Here is an 18,078-nt window from a genome sequence, read left to right as displayed (position 1 = left end):
GTCGCCGGTGTGATCGTAGAAGACAAGTATGCAACGCTCGGGGGGTGAACAGGTTGGGTGGTGTACTTCCGGGAATCGTCGACGCGCACCTGCATCAGTGGAATCCGCGGCGCACGCCGTCGTCGTCGGACATTCTCACTCGAGGCCTGCATTTCGTGACCGATCTGGGCAGGCACGTTGTCCCCCGGGTGACGGGCCGCGGAGAACCGGAGTTCCTGCTCAACCCGTCGGCCCTGCTGCGGGCCTACGAACCTCGGGACTACCTCGCCGACGCCGCCCGGGTGCTGCCGGTGACCGGGGCGCGCATCGACACCGTGGTGTGCGTGGAGTCGCTGTCGCTGTCCGGGCGGGATGCCTCGCCGGCGGCGGAGACCGGGTACACGGCGTCGTTGCCGTTCGGGTTGGGGTCCGCACCCCGTCTGGGGGCGATCGTCGCGGCCGCCGATCCGCGCGCCGACGACCTCGGTGACCGGCTCGACGCGCATGCCGCGGCGTCGGAGCTGCTGCGCGGGGTGCGCTGGTGCGCGGCGCGGCACCCCGATCCGGGCGTCCGGGACTTCGCCGCGGACGACGGTGTCCTGTCGTCCGCTGAGTTCCTGACCGGCTTCGAGTCGATCGCCCGGCGCGGGCTGGTGTTCGAGGTGATGTGCTATTCGCATCAGCTGTACGACGTGGTGATCCTGGCGCGCGAGTTTCCCGACACGACGATTGTCGTCGAGCACATGGGGATCCCGGTCGGTGCGTTCGGGCCGGTCGGCGCGCGCACGGGTGCCACGGCCGCCAATCGTGCCGACATCCTGCGGCTGTGGCGGGAACGGATCGTCACGCTGGCGACGTACCCGAATGTGGTGGTGAAGCTGTCGGGGCTGGCGCTGCCGGTGCTGGGTTACGGCAAGGCCCGGTGGGGCAACATCGGCGGCCGGGAGACCCTGGCCGAGATGGTGGGTCCGCTGGTGGATCATCTGGCGGGGCAGTTCGGTCCGGAGCGGCTGGTATTCGGGTCCGATTTTCCGGTGGACAAGCCCAACGCGACGCTCGATGACCTGGTGGGGGCGCTCTCCGATGTTCTGGACAAGCGCGGATCCTATTGGTTGAAACGGGTTTTCGCCGACAACGCGAGGGCGGTCTACGGGATCGACGCCCCGGACGGCCCTCGCGCCGGCGATGTGGAGACAGCCTAGTCCTTCGGTTCCTCCTCGTGGTGGTGCAGGAACTCCGGCTCCTCGGGCACGGGCGGCTGCGGCACCACCGGGTATTCACCGGTGTAGCCCTCGCGGGCCGCGGCCATCGCCAGCACCTTGCCACGCACCGCGTACCAGCCTCCGATGAGCATCGGGACCAGGGCGATGATGGCCCACAGGTTCCAGATGTTGTCGATACACATCAGGACGGTTACGACGGCCAGGAAGATCAGTGTCAGCACACTGGTGTAAGGCGTACCGGGCAACTGGAACTTCGGGCGGGTCAGGATGCCCTTCTGCTCCCACCGCCACAGCTGGATCTGGCACGCCATGATCATCGCCCAGGTGGAGATGATGCCCAGCGCCGACAGGTCGAGCGCGATGTTGAAGGCCTCTTCGGGGACGAACAGATTCAGGATGATGCCCAGCAGTGTCAGACCACCGGTGAGGGCGATGCCACCGAACGGCACCCCGTTCTTGTTCATCTTGCCGGTGAAGGCGGGTCCGCTACCGTTCATCGCCATCGAGCGCAGGATGCGGCCGGTGGAGTACAGCCCCGCGTTGAGACTCGACATCGCGGCGGTGAGCACCACGATGTTCATGATGCCGCCGGCGGCGGGCACCCCGAGCTTGGAGAAGAACGTGACGAACGGGCTCTCGCCGGACTTGTAGGTGGTGTACGGCAGCAGCAGGGCCAGCAGGATCAGCGACCCGACGTAGAACACCGCGATCCGGAAGATCACCGAATTGATCGCTCGCGGCATCACTTTCGGAGGATCGGGGGTCTCGCCCGCCGCGATGCCGACGAGTTCGACCGCGGCGTAGGCGAAGATGACGCCGGAGGTGACGATGCACAGCGACCAGGCGCCCTCGGGGATGAGGCCGCCGTTGTCGCTGATGACTGAGAATCCGGTTGTCTGGCCGTCGATCTCGAAGCGGCCGGCCAGGAACACCAGGCCGACGACGAGGAAGGTCACGAGCGCGGTGACCTTGATGATCGACGCCCAGAATTCCATCTCACCGAACAGCTTGACCGAGATGATGTTCATCGCCAGTACGATGGCCAGCGCGATGAGCGCGATGAGCCACTGCGGGATGACCTCGAAGGCGCCCCAGTAGTGGACGTAGAGCGCCACGGCGGTGACGTCGACGATGGCGGTGGCCGCCCAGTTGAAGAAATATAGCCAGCCCGTGACGAAAGCCGTTTTCTCACCGAAGAATTCGCGGGCGTAGGAGACGAACGACCCCGACGACGGGCGGTGCAGGACGAGTTCGCCGAGGGCGCGGAGGATGAAGAAGACGAAGATTCCGCAGAGCGCGTACACCAGGAACAGGCCGGGGCCGGCGTCGTGCAGGCGGCTGCCGGCGCCCATGAACAGGCCGGTGCCGATAGCGCCACCGATCGCGATCATCTGGATCTGCCGCGGTTTGAGGGATTTGTGATAACCCTCGTCTTCGGCGTCGAATGCTGAGGTGTCGTAGCTCGCGGATGTTTCCGACGTCATGTCGGCTCCTCGGTATTTCGGGGACAATGTGCAGAGAATCGGTGATCACGGAATCGGTGATCACGTGACGCTTTGCGACGTTATCGCCGATGTCTCCGGCCCGACACTCGGGGAATGTTAACAATGTGAAAAAGCGGAATCAGTGCAGGTGGGAGTGCTGCCGATGGGGTGTTCCGGATCACCGTCGCGGTAACGCCCCGGTGAATTCGGACAGTATTACCCGGCATCACCACGGAAACCAGCCGAATCGACGGGAGGGTTTCGGGCGCTCCGGCGGCGTGACATCCCGCAGGGTATGGGCGACGATCGCTACGAATTCCTCGCAGGTTTCGTAGCGCTGCGCGGCATCCTTGGCGAGGGCCTTGGTGAATACGGAATTGAGCGAACTCGGCAGCCAGGGACGGCGTGAGGTGAGCGGCGGAATCGGGTCGCGGATATGCGCGTAGGTGATGGCGAAGGCCGTCTGGCGCGGGAAGGGCGGCTTGCCCGTCAGCCATTCGACGAGGCTGCAGGCCAGTGCATACAGATCCGTGGCAGGGGAAAGTCGTTGTGCCTGAAGGAGTTCAGGCGCGGCGTAGGCGATGGAGCCGCGCACCCGGCCGTTACGCGCCAGCGGGCGGGTGTCGTCGAGAAACTGGGCGATTCCGAAATCACTGAGCAGGGCGTCGGCCTCGGCCGGCGTCTGCGCGGTGAGCAGGATATTCGCCGGCTTGACGTCGCGGTGGATCACCTCGTTGCGGTGCGCGTGATCGAGGGCCGCCGCGCTCTGGGAGGCGACCCGGACGATCGTCGGCAGGTCGGGTTCGGTGTCCGGCGCCGGGATGAGGACGTCGGAGGCGGGGCCGCCCGCGTACTGCATCGCCATCCATGGGGTGACGGTTCCCTCCGAGTTCAGTTCCCCGTGGCCGTACATCCGCACGATGTGCCGGTGCCTCAGCAGCGAGGCGATTTCGAACTCGCGCTCGAATCTGTCGCGGGCCAGATGCTGACCGGCCTCCCCGGCGTGCAGCACCTTCAGCGCCACGTCGCCCGGCATGCCGGACCGCGGGGTCAGCGGATGGGCGAGGTAGACGTCGGCGCTGCTGCCCGCGCCGACGAGCCGCTCGATGAGGTAGTCGCCGAGCGTGGTGCCGGGCGCGAGAGCCTCACGGGTCGCTGTCACATCGATAGCGTAAGGGCACGTCCGGTGTGTGGCCCGTCAGGATGTCCGGCGCCGGTGGGATGTCTGCCCCATTAGGCGGTCTCGGGGCTATTGCACTCCCTAAGGTGGGGCCATGCCGACAACAGATGTTGCCCCGCTCGCCGCGTCGCTGCCCGAGGGCATGGTGGTCACCGATCCCGATATCCTCGAAGGCTATCGACAGGACCGGGCGCAGGACCCGGACGCCGGGACCCCGCTCGCCCTGGTGCGCCCGCTCACCACCGAGCAGGTGCAGACGACGGTGCGCTGGTGCGCCGCAAACGGCGTGCGGATCGTCACCCGCGGCGCCGGCACCAGCCTGTCCGGCGGGGCCACCGCCGTCGACGGCGCGATCATGCTGTCCACCGAGAAGATGCGCGAGATCAGCATCGACACCAGCACCCGCACCGCCGTCAGTCAGCCCGGCAGGTTCAACTTCGAGGTCAAAGAGGCCGCCAAAGCCAACGGCCTCTGGTACCCGCCGGACCCGTCGTCGTTCGAGATCTGCACCATCGGCGGCAACGTCGCCACCAACGCGGGCGGGCTGTGCTGCGTCAAGTACGGCGTCACCACCGACTACGTGCTGGGCCTGGAGGTCGTCCTTGCCGACGGCCGCGCGGTGCGGCTCGGCGGCAAGCAGCTCAAGGATTCGGCCGGTCTGCCGCTGACCAAGCTGTTCGTCGGCAGCGAGGGGTTGCTCGGCATCGTCACCGAGGTCACGCTGCGGCTGATTCCCGCCCAGTCGGCGGCGTCGACGGTGGTCGGGAGCTTTGCCTCGGTGCGCGAGGCGAGCGAGGCGGTACTGGAGATCACCGGCAAGATCCGTCCGGCGATGCTCGAGTTCATGGACAAGGTGTCCATCAACGCCGTCGAGGACATGCTGCACATGGACCTCGACCGGAACGCGGGCGCGCTGCTGGTGGCCCAATCCGACGCCCCCGGACCGGCGGCGGCCGCCGAGGTGGCGTTCATCGAGGAGGCATTCGCCCGGCACGGCGCGTCGGAGGTGTTCTCCACCGCCGACCCCGCCGAGGGGGAGGCATTCACCGCGGCGCGGCGGGCGGCAATCCCGGCCGTCGAACGCCTCGGCTCGCTGCTGCTCGAAGACGTGGGTGTGCCGATCGTCGCGCTGCCCGACCTCATCGACAAGGTGGCCGCCATCGCCGCCGACGAACAGGTGATGATCTCGGTCATCGCCCACGCCGGCGACGGCAACACCCACCCGCTGATCGTGTTCAACCCGGCGGACGCCGACGAGACCCGGCGCGCCCATTCCGCTTTCGGCCGGGTGATGGATGCGGCGATCGAGCTCGGGGGCACCATCACCGGCGAACACGGCGTCGGCAGGCTCAAGAAGGCCTGGCTGCCCGACCAGGTGGGCCCCGACGTCATGCAGATGACCGCGGCCATCAAGAAGGCCCTCGACCCCGACGGCCTGCTCAATCCGGGCGTGCTCCTCTGACCGATCCGCGGGCCGAGGCGGTGACGGCGGCCACGCGACGTCCCGGGGAATCCTGGGTGAACGGTGTATGCTGGCGGCTCGACCTGTGATCGACCGGCAGGGGCGGGCAGCGGTACCGCGGGTCAGCTGCCGGGCGAGTGAATCGCCGGATGAAACTGCCGGAAGAGTAGTGGTGGACGTCACCTGCATCGTTCGGTGAGCAGAGGGAAGGTTGCGCCCACGCCGGGTGTTTCCCTAGGGTCGGCATGTGATTTACCTGTCGGTAACACCGATACCGCAGGTGCTTCGGCGGCAGCCGCCGCCACGTCGGCCCACCACAGTGGCGCCCGCGTAGTTGTGAGGAGGACGCCGTGACAGGTACGAGAGCATCTGTCGGCGACGGCGCGCCTGCCACCCGCACGGGTTCGGGTCAGACCCTCTGGCGTGTCCTGGGCCGGCTGCCGCGTGGTTTCGCCGCGGTGATGCGCTACTTCGTCGCCCCGCGCTGGTGGGTCGAGATCATCGTGCTCGGCGCGCTGTACGGCATCTACTCGATGATCCGGAACATGGCCGACGGTGACGTCGGGATCGCGTTCACCAACGGCCGCGACATCCTGGCCTGGGAGGACGAGTTCGGCCTCGCCTTCGAGCGCTGGCTCAACGAGTTCGTCAACGACACCCCGCCCGTCGCGGCGCTCAGCGCGCTCGAATACGCGTCGCTGCACTTCATCGTCACCCCGGGCGTCCTGATCTGGCTGTTCGTGGCCCATCGCAACCGGTACCGGCTGATGAGTTCGGTGCTGGTGATCACCACGGGCTTCGCCCTCGTCGGCTTCTACTCGATGCCCACCGCGCCGCCGCGGATGCTCGCCGACGAACGCTTCGTCGACATCATGGCCAAGACCGGCTCCTGGGGCTGGTGGCCCGACTCCGGCGCACCCGGCTCCGACGCCGTGTCCAATCAGTTTGCGGCGATGCCGTCGCTGCACTGCGCGTGGGCCACCTGGTGCGGCATCATGCTCGTGCACTTCGGCCGCAGGCACTGGGTGCGGGTGCTCGGCTGCCTGTACCCGTTCACCACGTTCTTCGTGGTGATGGGCACCGGAAACCACTACTTCATCGACGTCGTCGCCGGGCTGGCCACGCTGCTCGCCGGTGCGGTCGCGGCGTACGGGCTGCGCTATCTGTGGCGGCGGTATCTGGCCTCGCCGTTGAGCGGAGTGTCCTGGAAGGACTTCGACCGCGCCGAGGCCACCACCGGTGACATGCCGGTCGTCGCCGGTGCGGATCGCACCCCGGTCGAGTCCCGCGCGGCCGAGCGAGTCACCCCGGAGTCGTGAGCACCCCGCTGCACCTGACTCCCCGATTCCGGCGGGCATGGCTGCCCCTGGCGGCCGCGGTGGTCGCGAGCATTGTTCTGCTGTTGGTCAGTCCGGCCCTGTCGGATCTGCAGGCGGCACTGGCCCGTGAGGACGCCGCGCGTTCGGGCGTGGGCCTGGCCTACTGGTTCGGCTGGTACGGCGGTGTGTCGCCCGGGAGCTACTCGCTGATCGTCCCCGCCCTGTCGACGCTGATCGGTTCGCTGCCGCTGCTGTGCGCCTCCACCATCGCGATCGCGGCGTCGGCCTATCCGCTGTCGCGGCGGGCCGCGCACCCGACCCTGCTGGCGTGGGCGATCGCGGCGACCGCGGTCCTCAATATGATGTCCGGCCGGGTCGCGTTCGCCGTTGCCGTCGCCATCACGCTCGGCGGTCTGGTCCTGATCCAGCAACGCAGGCTCGTGGCCGGTGCCGCGGTCCTGGTCGTCGGCGGGTGTGCCAGCGCGCTGGCCCCGGCGTTCGTCGGGCTGGCCGTGGTGCCGTTCGTGATCCGCTCGCTGCACGACGGTGGTCGGCTGGTGTGGCATCACACCACGGCCGAACCGACCGCCGATCCCCCCGAGGTGCGTAAGCCCGATCCGGCGCTGTGGGCGCTGCTGATCGGTGCGGCGATCGGCGTGTTCGTGCCGTTCGCGCTGTTCGGGGCGCCCGGATCGCAGGTGTTCCCGGTGACCACCCTGTTCTGGTGTGTGCTGATCGGCGTCGGGGCCTGGATCGCCCTGCGACCGGAGACCGGGGACGCCGGTCCGTCCGGGAGGTCGATGCGGGAAACCGCCGTGTGGGTCCCGCCGCTCGCGCTGGCCGTCGCGCTCGCGCTGTTCCTCATCCCGACGGGCGTCGGCTCGAATCTCAGCCGGTTCTTCTGCTTCGTGCTGCCGTGCCTGGTGCTGTACTTCTCGCCGCGGCCCGCGAAGTTCCTGGCGATCGCCCTCGCCCCGGCACTGGTCTACTCGGTGTTCGTGGCGGCCGCCGACCAGGTTGCCGCCGCCGACGTCGACGACCCGGAGATCTCGTACGCGCCGCTCGTGGAGCAGCTGGCGAAGATCCCGGACATGGCCAATCACCGCGTCGAACTCGTCGACGCCGGCACCCACGCCGGGTCACACGTGGTGGCCAAGACGGTGAAGCTGGCCCGCGGCTGGGAGAACCAGTCCGACGCCCGCTACAACCCGATCTTCTACGAGACCGACGCGCTCACCGCCGACAGCTACCGGCTGTGGCTGGCCGACAACGCGGTCGCCTATGTGGCGGTGTCGGCGGCGCCGATGCGGCAGGCAAGGGCCGAGGCGGCGCTCATCGAGGCAGGTCTGCCGTTTCTGACGCGGACCTGGCGCAACGACGACTGGACCCTGTACCGGGTCACCGGCCCCACCGGCATCGTGCCCGCCCCACTGCGGCTGGTGGAGGAGTCGCCGTCGCGGATGGTGATCGAGGCCCCGGCGGCCGCCGCGTACGAGATCCGTATCCGGCCCAACCGGTACCTCACGGCCCGCGACGCGGTGGACTCGACGATCACCGCGTGCGTCACCGCCACCGTCGACGGCTGGACCGAGATCCGCACCCCGGCGCCGGGCCGCTACGAGCTGGCCGGTGACGTCAGCTGGCGGGGTGTACTGCTGGGGGAGGCCCCGGAGTGTGCGGAGAAGTAGGGGCCGGGAAACAGGGGTCAGGCGTCGCCGTACACCGGGACGCGGGCACCGCTGATCGGGGCGGCGTCGGCGCTCGCGAGGAACGCGATGACCTTGGCGATGGCGGCCGGGCTGACCGCGCGCGAGGCGAGATCCTCTGACATCCAGGTGCGGTTGGCGGGGGTGTCGATCACCGACGGCAGCACCGCGTTGACCCGGATCTTCTTGGGCCGCAACTCGTCGGCGAGCAGTTCGGTGATCCGGACGACGGCGGCCTTGCTGGTGGCGTGGGCCAGCGGCGCGGGACCGGAGATCGCGGTCTTGGAGCCGACGGTGACGATCGATCCGCCGCCCGCGGCCTCGAAACGCCTGGCGGCCTCACGCGCCGACCACACCAGCGAGTCGACGTTGGAGTCGATCATCGCGTCCCAGATGTCCTCGGTCAGATCGGCCAGCGAACTCGGCTGGAAACCGCCCGCGAGGGTGACCAGGGTGTCGGGGGTGCCGATCGCGTCGATGGCCTCCCACGCGGCCACGGTCTGAGCGGCGTCGGAGAGCTGCGCGCCGACGGCGTGCACATCGTCGGTCTCGCCCAGCGCGTCGAGCCGCTCGCCCGGGATGTCGACGGCGGCGACGGCCGCACCGGCGTTGAGGAACTCGGAGACCACGGCCTGCCCGAGGGCTCCGGCGGCTCCTGTGATGACGACCAGACGCTTCGGTGATTCAGTCATTGGTTCTCCTCGTATCGCGGTTATGCGGTGGTGATGGGCTCGGGTTCTTATGGCACCCGGCCATACTGTGCAAATTACCGTAAGGGTCGTCCGATCAGTCCTCCGCGGCATGTGCCCGCTGGTCGCGGGCGATGATCGCCAGCAGCACCTCGGCACGGACGCGGGCAGAACTGAGATCGCAACCGATCACCTCGGCGGCCTTGACGATCCGGCTGCGCAGGGTGTGCCGGTGCACCTGCAACATCGCGGCAGCCTGTTCCCACTGGCCGTTGGCCTCCAGGTAGGCCCGCAGCGAGTCGAGCAGTCCGCTGTCGTGCGCGGCGTCGTAGCGTTCGAGCGGCTCCACCAGCAGCATCCCCATCGCGGTGAGGACATTCCGGGATTCCGGTACGGCCAGCAGCGTGCGGCCGGTGATTGCGGTGGCGTCGACGGGTTCGCCGAGCGCCAGACCCGCCGCCATCCGGGACTCCGCCGCCGCGGTGCGGACCTCCGAGAGCGCGTGCGCCGCGCTCAGCCCGATGCGCAGGTGCCGGCGGACGGCCTCTCCCAGGGGTTCGAACAGCGAACCGGCGAGCGTGAGGTCGTCGGTTCCGCGCAGCAGTATCGACACCGTCGCGCCGTCGGCGTGGAGAAACGAGTTGCGCGCATGGGCGGCGAACTGGTCGTCGACCACCTGACGCAGTGTCTCCCCGTCGCGGGCGTCGAGCACCGTCAGCATCCGGATGCGGCCGCGATCGTCGGTCGCGGTGCGCAGCAGCCCGATCGCCGACGCCGTGCCGGTGCCGCCGGCCAGCGCGAGCGCCAATGCCGCGGCGTGGACCTGCCCCTGTTCGCGCCGGACCCGGTTGGGGCGTTCGAATTCGAGCCCGAGCAGTGAGTTGGCGTGCCCGATGAGCAGCTGATCGATCGGCGACGGGGTACCGGTCACGCCGACCGCGAGGTAGCCGTAGGTGCGGGTGCCGATCCTGATGGCCTGCACCACGGCCACCTCGCCGCCGGAGAGCGGGACGACGCTGCTGTGCGGGAACGAGCCGCCGCCGGCCCGGGTGATGAGATGTCCGATGCCCGCTGCGATGGCCTCGTTCTGATCGTCGGTGTCCCGGCCGCGGGCGGCGTGGATGACCTTGCCCGTCCGGTCGATGATGATCGCCGGGCCGCCGCATGCCGACGACAGTTCGCCGAGCGTGCCGGGCGCGCCGCTCACCGCGGCGGCGCGGGTCATCCTGGTCTGCACCCGGGTGGCGGTGAGGACCGATTCGTACTGCTGATGGGCCAGGCGGTTCATGACCGTCTTGGCCACCGCGACGAACGGGGTGGCCAGCGGGACCTCGAACAGGGCCAGCCCGCAGTCGTCGGCGGCGGCGATCAGTTCCGGCGGCACCGTGTCGAAGGTCAGTCCGGTTCCGAAACCCACTGCCGTGACCCCGATCTTGTGAAGTCCGTGGATGTAGGCGGTGCGCAGGGCCGGATCGTCGGGCAGGCCGAGGCCGGTGGTGAGGATCAATTCGCCGCCGGAGAGCCAGCGCGCGGGGTCGGGGAGTTCGGTGGTGACGGCAAAGGTGATTTCCGCGGTTAGCCCGGCAGAACCGGTGCGCAACCGTAAACTCAGATCCGCCTGATCGAGAAGCCATCGCACAGGAACCGCCACCGCACTCCAATCTGTTGAAACCACTTCACCGACGACGGACATTCTGGCAGATGCGCTCTCCCCGCGCTGTAGTCCAGAGTTTTAGACAGCACACACCCAGGAGGTATCCAAGATGACCGGTCGGCTGCAGAACTTCATCGGTGGCGCGTTCGTGGACTCCGAATCGGAAGAATCGATCGACATCATCAATCCGGCCGACGAATCGGTCGTCGCGGTGTCCCCGGTGTCGACGGCCGCCGAGGTGTCGGCGGCGATCGACGCCGCGGAGAAGGCCCGCATCGCCTGGGGGACAACCACTCCCAAGGAACGCGCCGACGTACTGCTCAAGCTCGCCGACGCCGTCGAGGCACACGCCGACGAGATCGTCGAGGCCCAGATCCGCAATACCGGACAATTGCGGGCGATGGTCAAGAACGATGAAGTGCTGATCAGCGCCGACCAGCTCCGTTTCTTCGCAGGTGCCGCCCGGTTACTGGAGGGTAAGTCGGCCGGGGAGTACATGGAGGGATTCACCTCCTATATCCGGCGCGAACCGATCGGCATCGTCGGTCAGGTCACGCCGTGGAACTACCCGTTCATGATGGCCATCTGGAAGATCGGCCCCGCACTCGCGGCCGGCAACACGATCGTGCTCAAACCCAGTGACACCACCCCGGAAAGCACTGTCGTGCTGGCCCGGCTCACCCAGGGCATCGTGCCCGACGGCGTGTTCAACATGGTGCTGGGCACCGGCGCCACCGGCGCCGAGCTCGTCTCCGATCCGCGCCTGGGCCTGGTGTCGATCACCGGTTCGGTGCGCGCCGGCATCGCCGTCGCCGCTGCTGCCGCCGCCACCGTCACACGCGCCCACCTCGAACTCGGCGGCAAGGCACCGGCGGTGGTGTTCGCCGACGCCGACATCGAGGCCGCCGCATCGGGCATCGCGGAGGCCTCCTACTACAACGCCGGCCAGGACTGCACCGCGGCCACCCGGGCGATCGTGCACTCCGCGGTATACGACCAGTTCCTGGAGGCGCTGCTCGCCAAGGTCGCCACCATCAAGCCGGGCGGCGTCGACGACGAGGACGCGTTCTACGGCCCGCTCAACAACATCCGGCATTTCACCACGGTCACGGAGAAGATCGCCGCGCTCCCCGAGCACGCGACGATCGCCACCGGCGGAACCCGGGTGGGCGACCGCGGATTCTATTTCGCGCCCACCGTCATCACCGGCGTCCGGCAGGACGACGCCATCGTGCAGGAGGAGACCTTCGGGCCGATCCTGACCGTGCAGACCTTCGACGACGAGGACGACGCGGTGGCCAAGGCCAACGGTGTCGATTACGGTCTGGCGGCCAGCGTCTGGACCACCGACAACGGCACCGCCAACCGGATGACCGCCCGCATCGACGCCGGGTGCGTCTGGGTCAACGGTCATATCCCGCTGGTGGTGGAGATGCCACACGGCGGTTTCAAGAATTCCGGGTACGGCAAGGACATGTCGGCCTACGGTGTGGAGGACTACACGCGCATCAAGCACGTGATGAGCGCCAATACCTGAGCGCGGGGCGCGCCCGGCTGTTGTCTTGAGCCCGTTCATCTTCGAGGAAGCAGAGCAGTGACCGATCCCGTGTTTCATCCCCTCGATCCGCTGTCGGCGGCGGAATTCAGTGCGACCGTGGGGATTTTGGCCGCGGCCCATGGTGTGGTGGCGCCGGCTTGGCGGTACGCCAACATCGAAATGGCCGAACCGGACAAGGCGGCACTCGCCGGATTCGACGCGGGTGGTGCGGTACCACCGCGGCAGGCGATCGTCACCTGCTTCGAGCGGGCCACCAACAGCACCTACAAGGCACTGGTGTCACTCACCGACTCGACGGTCGTCGAATGGACGCACATCCCCGGTGTCCAGGCGAATTTCACCGTCGACGAGTGGACCGAGGCCGATGCGGCGCTGCGGGCCGAACCCGAGGTCATCGCGGCCCTGGCCGCACGCGGCATCACCGATCTGGACCTGGTGTTCATGGACACCTGGACCTACGGCGAGGCACTGATCCCGGACAAGTACCAGGGCCGGCGCATCGGGTGGTCGGACACCTGGGTGCGGTCGGCCCCCGGCAAGAACCCATATGCCGGGCCGGTCAACGGTTTTCACTGCGTCATCGACCTCAACACGATGGAACTGCTGGAGATCGAGGACACCTTCACGGTGGACAAGCCGGAGATCATGGGCGAGTACGTGCCACGGTTCGTGCCCGACCGGATCCGGGAGGCGAGCACCCGCGAGGAACTCAAGCCGCTGGAGATCACCCAGTCGCAGGGGCCCTCGTTCACGCTCACCGGGAATCGGCTCGACTGGCAGAACTGGTCGTTGCGCGTGGGATTCAATCACCGCGAGGGCATGACACTGCACTCGATCAGCTACGACGACAACGGCACCCGGCGCTCCATCGCGCACCGGCTCTCGTTCGCCGAGATGATGGTGCCCTACCGCGACCACTGCGACGACCACTACCGCCGCACCGCGTTCGACATCGGCGAGTGGGGTCTGGGGTTCATGACCACCTCGCTCGAGCTCGGCTGCGACTGCCTAGGCGAGATCCGGTACCTCGACGCGGTGCTGCACAACAGCGCCGGTGAGCCGTACACCATCAAGAACGCGATCTGCATCCACGAGGAGGACAACGCCGTCCTGTGGAAGCACGTCGACCACGACGGCACCGAGGTGCGCCGTATGCGCCGGCTCACCGTGTCGTTCCACGTCACCGTCGCCAACTACGAATACCTGACGTACTGGCGGTTCTACCAGGACGGCAACATCGAATGTGAGGTCCGCGCAACCGGTCTCATGGTGGTCAGCCACCTGCCCGAAGGAGTGGCGCCCGAGCACGGCACCCTGGTGGACGAGCGCACCTACGCGCCGTTCCATCAGCACTTCCTCATCGCGCGCATGGATCTCGATGTCGACGGCACCGACAACACGGTGTACCAGACCGAGACCGAGATGGTCCCGATCGGGCCCGACAACCCGTACGGCCTGTCGTTGCGGCAGCAGAACACCCCACTGCGCACCGAACAGGAAGGCAAGGGGGACATGAACTTCGCCACCCAGCGCACCTGGAAGGTGGTCAACGACAACAAGACCACCGGCATCGGCGCGCATCCCGCGTACAAGCTGGTGCCGGGTGCGGCGTTCCCGCCGATGTTCGATCCGTCCTCGGCTGTCCTGGACCGGTGCCGGGCGATCGAGCACACCGTCTGGGTGACCCCGAACTCGGCCGATGAGCGCTGGCCCGCGGGTGAATTCGTCAACCAGAGCGGCGGTGGACTCGGGCTGCCGGAGTGGACGGCGGCCGACCGGCCCATCGAGAACACCGACGTGGTGCTCTGGTACATCTTCGGCATCCACCACATCACCCGCCCCGAGGACTGGCCGATCATGCCCGCCGACACCATCAGCTTCTGGCTCAAACCGTTCGGGTTCTTCGACCGCAATCCCGCCCTCGACGTGGCGCCGACACCAAAGTCGGCCTGCCACACCGAGACCGGTGCCGGCAGTTGTTGCTCATCGTCTGAGGGAGGCCACTGATGCCGATTCTCGTCGCCTATCTCGCCACCCCCGGCGGCGCCGACGCCGTGGCGCTCGGTGCGCGGCTGGCCCGCAGCCTGTCCACCGGGCTGGAGATCTCGATGGTGCTGCCGCCGGAAACCGTCGTCGACCCGCCCGGCAACTACGAGGAACTGCTCACCGACCGCGCCGAGTCCTGGCTCGCCGAAGCCGCGGACCTGGTCGATGACGACGTCTCCGTCACCACCCATATCTCCTTCCACGAGTCCTCGGCCGAGGGCATCATCACCGAGGCCGAACGGGTCGGGGCCGAGCTGATCGTCGTCGGCGGCGGAGGCGGCGGCGCGCTGGTGGGGTCGCTGACCCTGGGCAGCGTCGTCAACGACCTGATGCATTCGTCGCCGGTCCCGGTGGCGGTCGCGCCGCGCGGTTCCCGATCGTCCGGTGTCAACCGGATCCGTGAGGTCACCTGCGCCATCGGTGAACGCCGCGAGGCGCCGGAGGTCTTGCGGGCGGCCGTCCGCGGCGCCGCCCGCGCCGGAGTCGGGCTGCGGCTGGTGTCGCTGGTGGCTGTCGAGCCGGTCAGCGGGGCGGCCAAGACCGACGCCGAGGTCATCGAACGCGCCCGCACCCATGCCGCCGGCCTCGTCGAGAAGGCGAAAGAACTCGCAACCAACGAGATCTCGGTGACCGGCGAGGTGACCTCCGGCAGGCACATCGAGGACGCCGTCAACAAACTCGACTGGCACGACGGCGATCTCATCGTCGTCGGCTCCAGCCGGCTCGCGCAGCCGCGCCGGATCTTCCTCGGCTCCACTGCTGCCAAGATGCTGCGCGTGCTGCAGGTGCCGATGGTGGTCGTGCCCAAGGGTGACGACTGATCGTCCCCGATCCCGTCCGGCACCACCGGATCCCCATCTCCCACAACCCTGCCCAATTTCTCACCACCCTGGGCGAACATCGAAAAGAGGCTGAGATGACCGCAGCGGCTCCCACCGGGATCAGCTACCGACTGCCACAGGAACGCAGACTCGTCACCGAGCTACCGGGACCGGCCTCGCGCGCACTGGCCACCCGGCGCGCGCGGGCGGTGGCCGCAGGCCTCGGGTCGTCTGTACCGGTGTACGCCGCCGATGCCGACGGCGGAGTGATCGTGGACGTCGACGGCAACTCGCTCATCGACCTGGGTTCGGGCATCGCGGTCACCAGCGTGGGCGCCTCCGAACCGCGGGTGGCGGCGGCGGTGGCCGAACAGGTGCGGCATTTCACGCACACCTGCTTCATGGTCACCCCGTACGAGGGCTATGTGGCGGTGGCGGAGGCGCTCAACGAGCTGACACCCGGTGACCACGAAAAACGCAGTGTCCTGTTCAATTCCGGCGCCGAGGCGGTGGAGAACGCGGTCAAGGTGGCGCGCCTGGCGACCGGCAGGGAGGCGGTGATCGCCTTCGACAACGCCTACCACGGGCGCACCAATCTCACGATGGCGCTGACCGCCAAACGGATGCCGTACAAGGCCGACTTCGGCCCGTTCGCCCCCGAGATCTACCGGATGCCGATGTCGTACCCGTTCCGGGACGAACCCGGAATGACCGGCGAACAGGCGGCCGCCCGGGTGATCTCGGCGATGGAGGTGCAGGTCGGGGCCGAGGAGATCGCCGCGATCCTCATCGAACCCATCCAGGGTGAGGGTGGATTCATCGTTCCCGCACCGGGTTTCCTCGCGGCGCTGAGCGCGTGGGCCAAGGACAACGGCGTGGTGTTCATCGCCGACGAGGTGCAGACCGGATTCGCCCGCACCGGTTCGTGGTTCGCGTGCGAGCACGAGGGCATCGTCCCCGACATCATCACCATGGCCAAGGGGATCGCGGGCGGCCTGCCGCTGTCGGCGATCACCGGCCGCGCCGAACTGCTCGACGCGGTGCATCCGGGCGGACTCGGCGGCACCTACGGCGGCAACCCGGTGGCCTGCGCCGCGGCACTGGCCGCGTTCGAGACGATGAAGGTCTACGACCTCCCCGGCCGGGCCGCGCACATCGGCGAGGTGGCCTTCACCCGATTGCGAGATGCGGCGCAGCGCATTCCCGCGATCGGCGAGGTCCGCGGCCGGGGCGCCATGATCGCGGTCGAACTCGTGACCCCCGGAACCACCACCCCCGACCCGGCACTCGCGAAAACCATTGCGGCGCGGGCCCTGGAGCAGGGGGTCATCGTGCTCATCTGCGGCACGTACGGGAACGTGGTGCGGCTGCTGCCGCCGCTGGTGATCGGCGACGACACCCTGAACGACGGCCTCGACGTCTTCATCGCGGCCATCGAGGAGGGCGCGAACGCATGAGTACGGCACTGGCGCAGGACATCCCGACGGGACTGTGGATCGGCAACGACGAGCGCCCAGCGGCCTCGGGCGCCACGATCGACGTCGTCGACCCCGCCACCGGCAAGGTCCTGACATCGGTGGCCGACGCCGGGATCGCCGACGCGACCGCAGCCCTCGACGCGGCCGTCGCGGTGCAGGCCGAGTGGGCCGCGACGTCGCCGCGGGAACGGTCGGTGATCCTGCGCCGCGCCTGGGAACTCATCGCCGAACGCGCCGACGACTTCGCGGCCCTGATGACCGCCGAGATGGGCAAGACCCTCGCCGAGAGCCGCGGCGAGGTGGCCTATGGCGCCGAGTTCTTCCGCTGGTTCTCCGAGGAAGCGGTGCGCGTGTACGGCCGCACCGCCACCCCGCCCGCCGGCAACGGCCGCATTCTCGTGGTCAAACAGCCGGTGGGTCCGGTGCTGGCGGTGACGCCGTGGAACTTCCCGCTCGCCATGGGCACCCGCAAGATCGGTCCGGCACTCGCGGCGGGCTGCACCGTCATCGTCAAACCGGCCGAAGACACCCCGCTCACCATGCTGCTGCTGGCCAAGGTGCTCGCCGACGCCGGACTGCCCGACGGGGTGCTGTCGGTGCTCCCGACGCTCAACTCGCCGGAGGTCGTGGCCGCGCTCATGGCCGACCCGCGGCTGCGCAAGGTGTCGTTCACCGGCTCCACGCAGGTCGGCAAGATCCTCATCGAACAGTCGGCGGGGCAGGTGCTGCGGACGTCGATGGAACTCGGCGGCAACGCCCCATTCATCGTGTTCGACGACGCCGACATCGACGCCGCGGTCACCGGCGCGTTCGCGGCGAAGATGCGCAACGGCGGCGAGGCCTGCACCGCGGCCAACCGGATCCTGGTGCACAATCCGGTCCGCGAGGAGTTCACCGCCGCACTCACCGAGAAGGTCGCCGCCATCAAGGTCGGCCCGGGCGACGCGGACGGCGTCGACCTCGGCCCCCTCATCAACGCCAAGCAGCGCGACCGGGTGGCCGCGCTCGTCGACGAGGCGGTGGGTCTCGGGGCACGCGTGCGCACCGGCGGCAAGGCGCTTCCCGGCGACGGATTCTTCTACGAGCCGACGGTTCTCGACGACGTGCCGGCCGGAGCCCGCATCCTGGGCGAGGAGATCTTCGGCCCGGTCGCGGTGATCACCGGCTTCGACACCGAGGACGAGGCGGTGGCCCTGGCCAACTCGACCGACTACGGCCTGGCGTCGTACTTCTACAGCCGCGGCCTCGACCGGGCGCTGCGGGTGTCGACGGCGCTCGAGGCGGGCATGGTGGGCGTCAACCGTGGTGTGATCTCCGATCCCGCGGCACCTTTCGGGGGGATCAAGCAGTCCGGCCTCGGCAGCGAGGGCGGCTCGGAAGGTATCGAGGAGTACCTGAACACCAAATACATCGCCCTGACCGGATAATCGCCGGCTCGGCTGCGCACCTCAGATCCGCATTCCCATCGCACGCGACCCA

The 18,078-nt window shown here is 68.4% G+C and carries 13 protein-coding genes; 9 read left to right on the top strand and 4 right to left on the bottom strand.

The genetic code is table 11. The annotated features are described in order from the left end of the window. Window positions 1-44 precede the first annotated feature (44 nt). A complete protein-coding gene (locus tag GOAMR_RS18910; RefSeq protein ID WP_040515825.1) occupies window positions 45-1,181 on the top strand; it encodes an amidohydrolase family protein in 1,137 nt (378 codons plus the stop codon). On the opposite strand, the gene GOAMR_RS18905 is transcribed toward GOAMR_RS18910, so the two are convergent. Together GOAMR_RS18905 and GOAMR_RS18900 are read right to left on the bottom strand one after the other, a co-directional pair. Further along, on the bottom strand, window positions 1,178-2,686 hold the full coding sequence (locus GOAMR_RS18905; protein WP_005191620.1) for an amino acid permease: 1,509 nt from the start codon (window positions 2,684-2,686) through the stop codon (window positions 1,178-1,180). The two genes, GOAMR_RS18910 and GOAMR_RS18905, sit on opposite strands and share 4 nt — an antisense overlap. Window positions 2,687-2,912: 226 nt before the next feature. Next, window positions 2,913-3,848 (bottom strand): serine/threonine-protein kinase, encoded by a 936-nt coding sequence (locus GOAMR_RS18900; RefSeq protein ID WP_005191618.1) that lies wholly within the window; start codon window positions 3,846-3,848, stop codon window positions 2,913-2,915. A 112-nt stretch (window positions 3,849-3,960) separates the two neighbouring features. Here GOAMR_RS18900 and GOAMR_RS18895 point away from each other — a divergent pair, with 112 nt between their 5' ends. The 3 genes from GOAMR_RS18895 (at window position 3,961) to GOAMR_RS18885 (ending at window position 8,335) form a co-directional block, all read left to right on the top strand. Further along, on the top strand, window positions 3,961-5,328 hold the full coding sequence (locus GOAMR_RS18895; RefSeq protein ID WP_005191617.1) for an FAD-binding oxidoreductase: 1,368 nt from the start codon (window positions 3,961-3,963) through the stop codon (window positions 5,326-5,328). Between the two features lie 350 nt (window positions 5,329-5,678). Further along, window positions 5,679-6,647 carry a phosphatase PAP2 family protein gene (locus GOAMR_RS18890; protein WP_005191615.1) on the top strand — a complete coding sequence of 323 codons (969 nt, stop codon included), beginning with the start codon at window positions 5,679-5,681 and terminating at the stop codon, window positions 6,645-6,647. Continuing rightward, window positions 6,644-8,335 (top strand): hypothetical protein, encoded by a 1,692-nt coding sequence (locus GOAMR_RS18885; protein ID WP_005191614.1) that lies wholly within the window; start codon window positions 6,644-6,646, stop codon window positions 8,333-8,335. Before GOAMR_RS18890 ends, GOAMR_RS18885 begins: the two co-directional genes overlap by 4 nt. A 17-nt stretch (window positions 8,336-8,352) precedes the next feature. Here GOAMR_RS18885 and GOAMR_RS18880 read toward each other — a convergent pair whose 3' ends face one another. Both GOAMR_RS18880 and GOAMR_RS18875 read right to left on the bottom strand, forming a co-directional pair. Next, window positions 8,353-9,045: an SDR family NAD(P)-dependent oxidoreductase gene (locus GOAMR_RS18880; protein WP_005191613.1), complete on the bottom strand. Its 693-nt coding sequence runs from the start codon at window positions 9,043-9,045 to the stop codon at window positions 8,353-8,355. Window positions 9,046-9,139: 94 nt separating this feature from the next. Next, window positions 9,140-10,693, bottom strand: coding sequence for a PucR family transcriptional regulator (locus tag GOAMR_RS18875; protein ID WP_005191612.1), 1,554 nt, complete (start codon window positions 10,691-10,693; stop codon window positions 9,140-9,142). 112 nt (window positions 10,694-10,805) lie between these two features. Here GOAMR_RS18875 and GOAMR_RS18870 point away from each other — a divergent pair, with 112 nt between their 5' ends. The 5 genes from GOAMR_RS18870 (at window position 10,806) to GOAMR_RS18850 (ending at window position 18,026) form a co-directional block, all read left to right on the top strand. Continuing rightward, window positions 10,806-12,233, top strand: coding sequence for an aminobutyraldehyde dehydrogenase (locus tag GOAMR_RS18870; RefSeq protein WP_005191611.1), 1,428 nt, complete (start codon window positions 10,806-10,808; stop codon window positions 12,231-12,233). Window positions 12,234-12,290: 57 nt separating this feature from the next. Next, window positions 12,291-14,261, top strand: a complete 1,971-nt coding sequence (locus tag GOAMR_RS18865; RefSeq protein ID WP_005191609.1) for a primary-amine oxidase — start codon at window positions 12,291-12,293, stop codon at window positions 14,259-14,261. Then, the gene (locus GOAMR_RS18860; RefSeq protein WP_005191607.1) at window positions 14,261-15,121 is read left to right on the top strand and encodes a universal stress protein; all 861 of its coding nucleotides are present in this window, start codon (window positions 14,261-14,263) and stop codon (window positions 15,119-15,121) included. The genes GOAMR_RS18865 and GOAMR_RS18860 overlap by 1 nt, the downstream gene beginning before the upstream one ends. Window positions 15,122-15,216: 95 nt before the next feature. Beyond that, window positions 15,217-16,578, top strand: coding sequence for a 4-aminobutyrate--2-oxoglutarate transaminase (gene gabT, locus GOAMR_RS18855; RefSeq protein WP_005191605.1), 1,362 nt, complete (start codon window positions 15,217-15,219; stop codon window positions 16,576-16,578). Continuing rightward, window positions 16,575-18,026: an NAD-dependent succinate-semialdehyde dehydrogenase gene (locus GOAMR_RS18850; RefSeq protein WP_005191604.1), complete on the top strand. Its 1,452-nt coding sequence runs from the start codon at window positions 16,575-16,577 to the stop codon at window positions 18,024-18,026. The genes gabT and GOAMR_RS18850 overlap by 4 nt, the downstream gene beginning before the upstream one ends. The last annotated feature ends 52 nt before the right edge of the window (window positions 18,027-18,078 follow it).

Source organism: Gordonia amarae NBRC 15530 (genome assembly GCF_000241345.1).
In the GTDB taxonomy this organism is placed as follows: Bacteria; Actinomycetota; Actinomycetes; order Mycobacteriales; family Mycobacteriaceae; genus Gordonia; species Gordonia amarae.
This window is presented reverse-complemented; position numbering and strand designations above follow the sequence as displayed.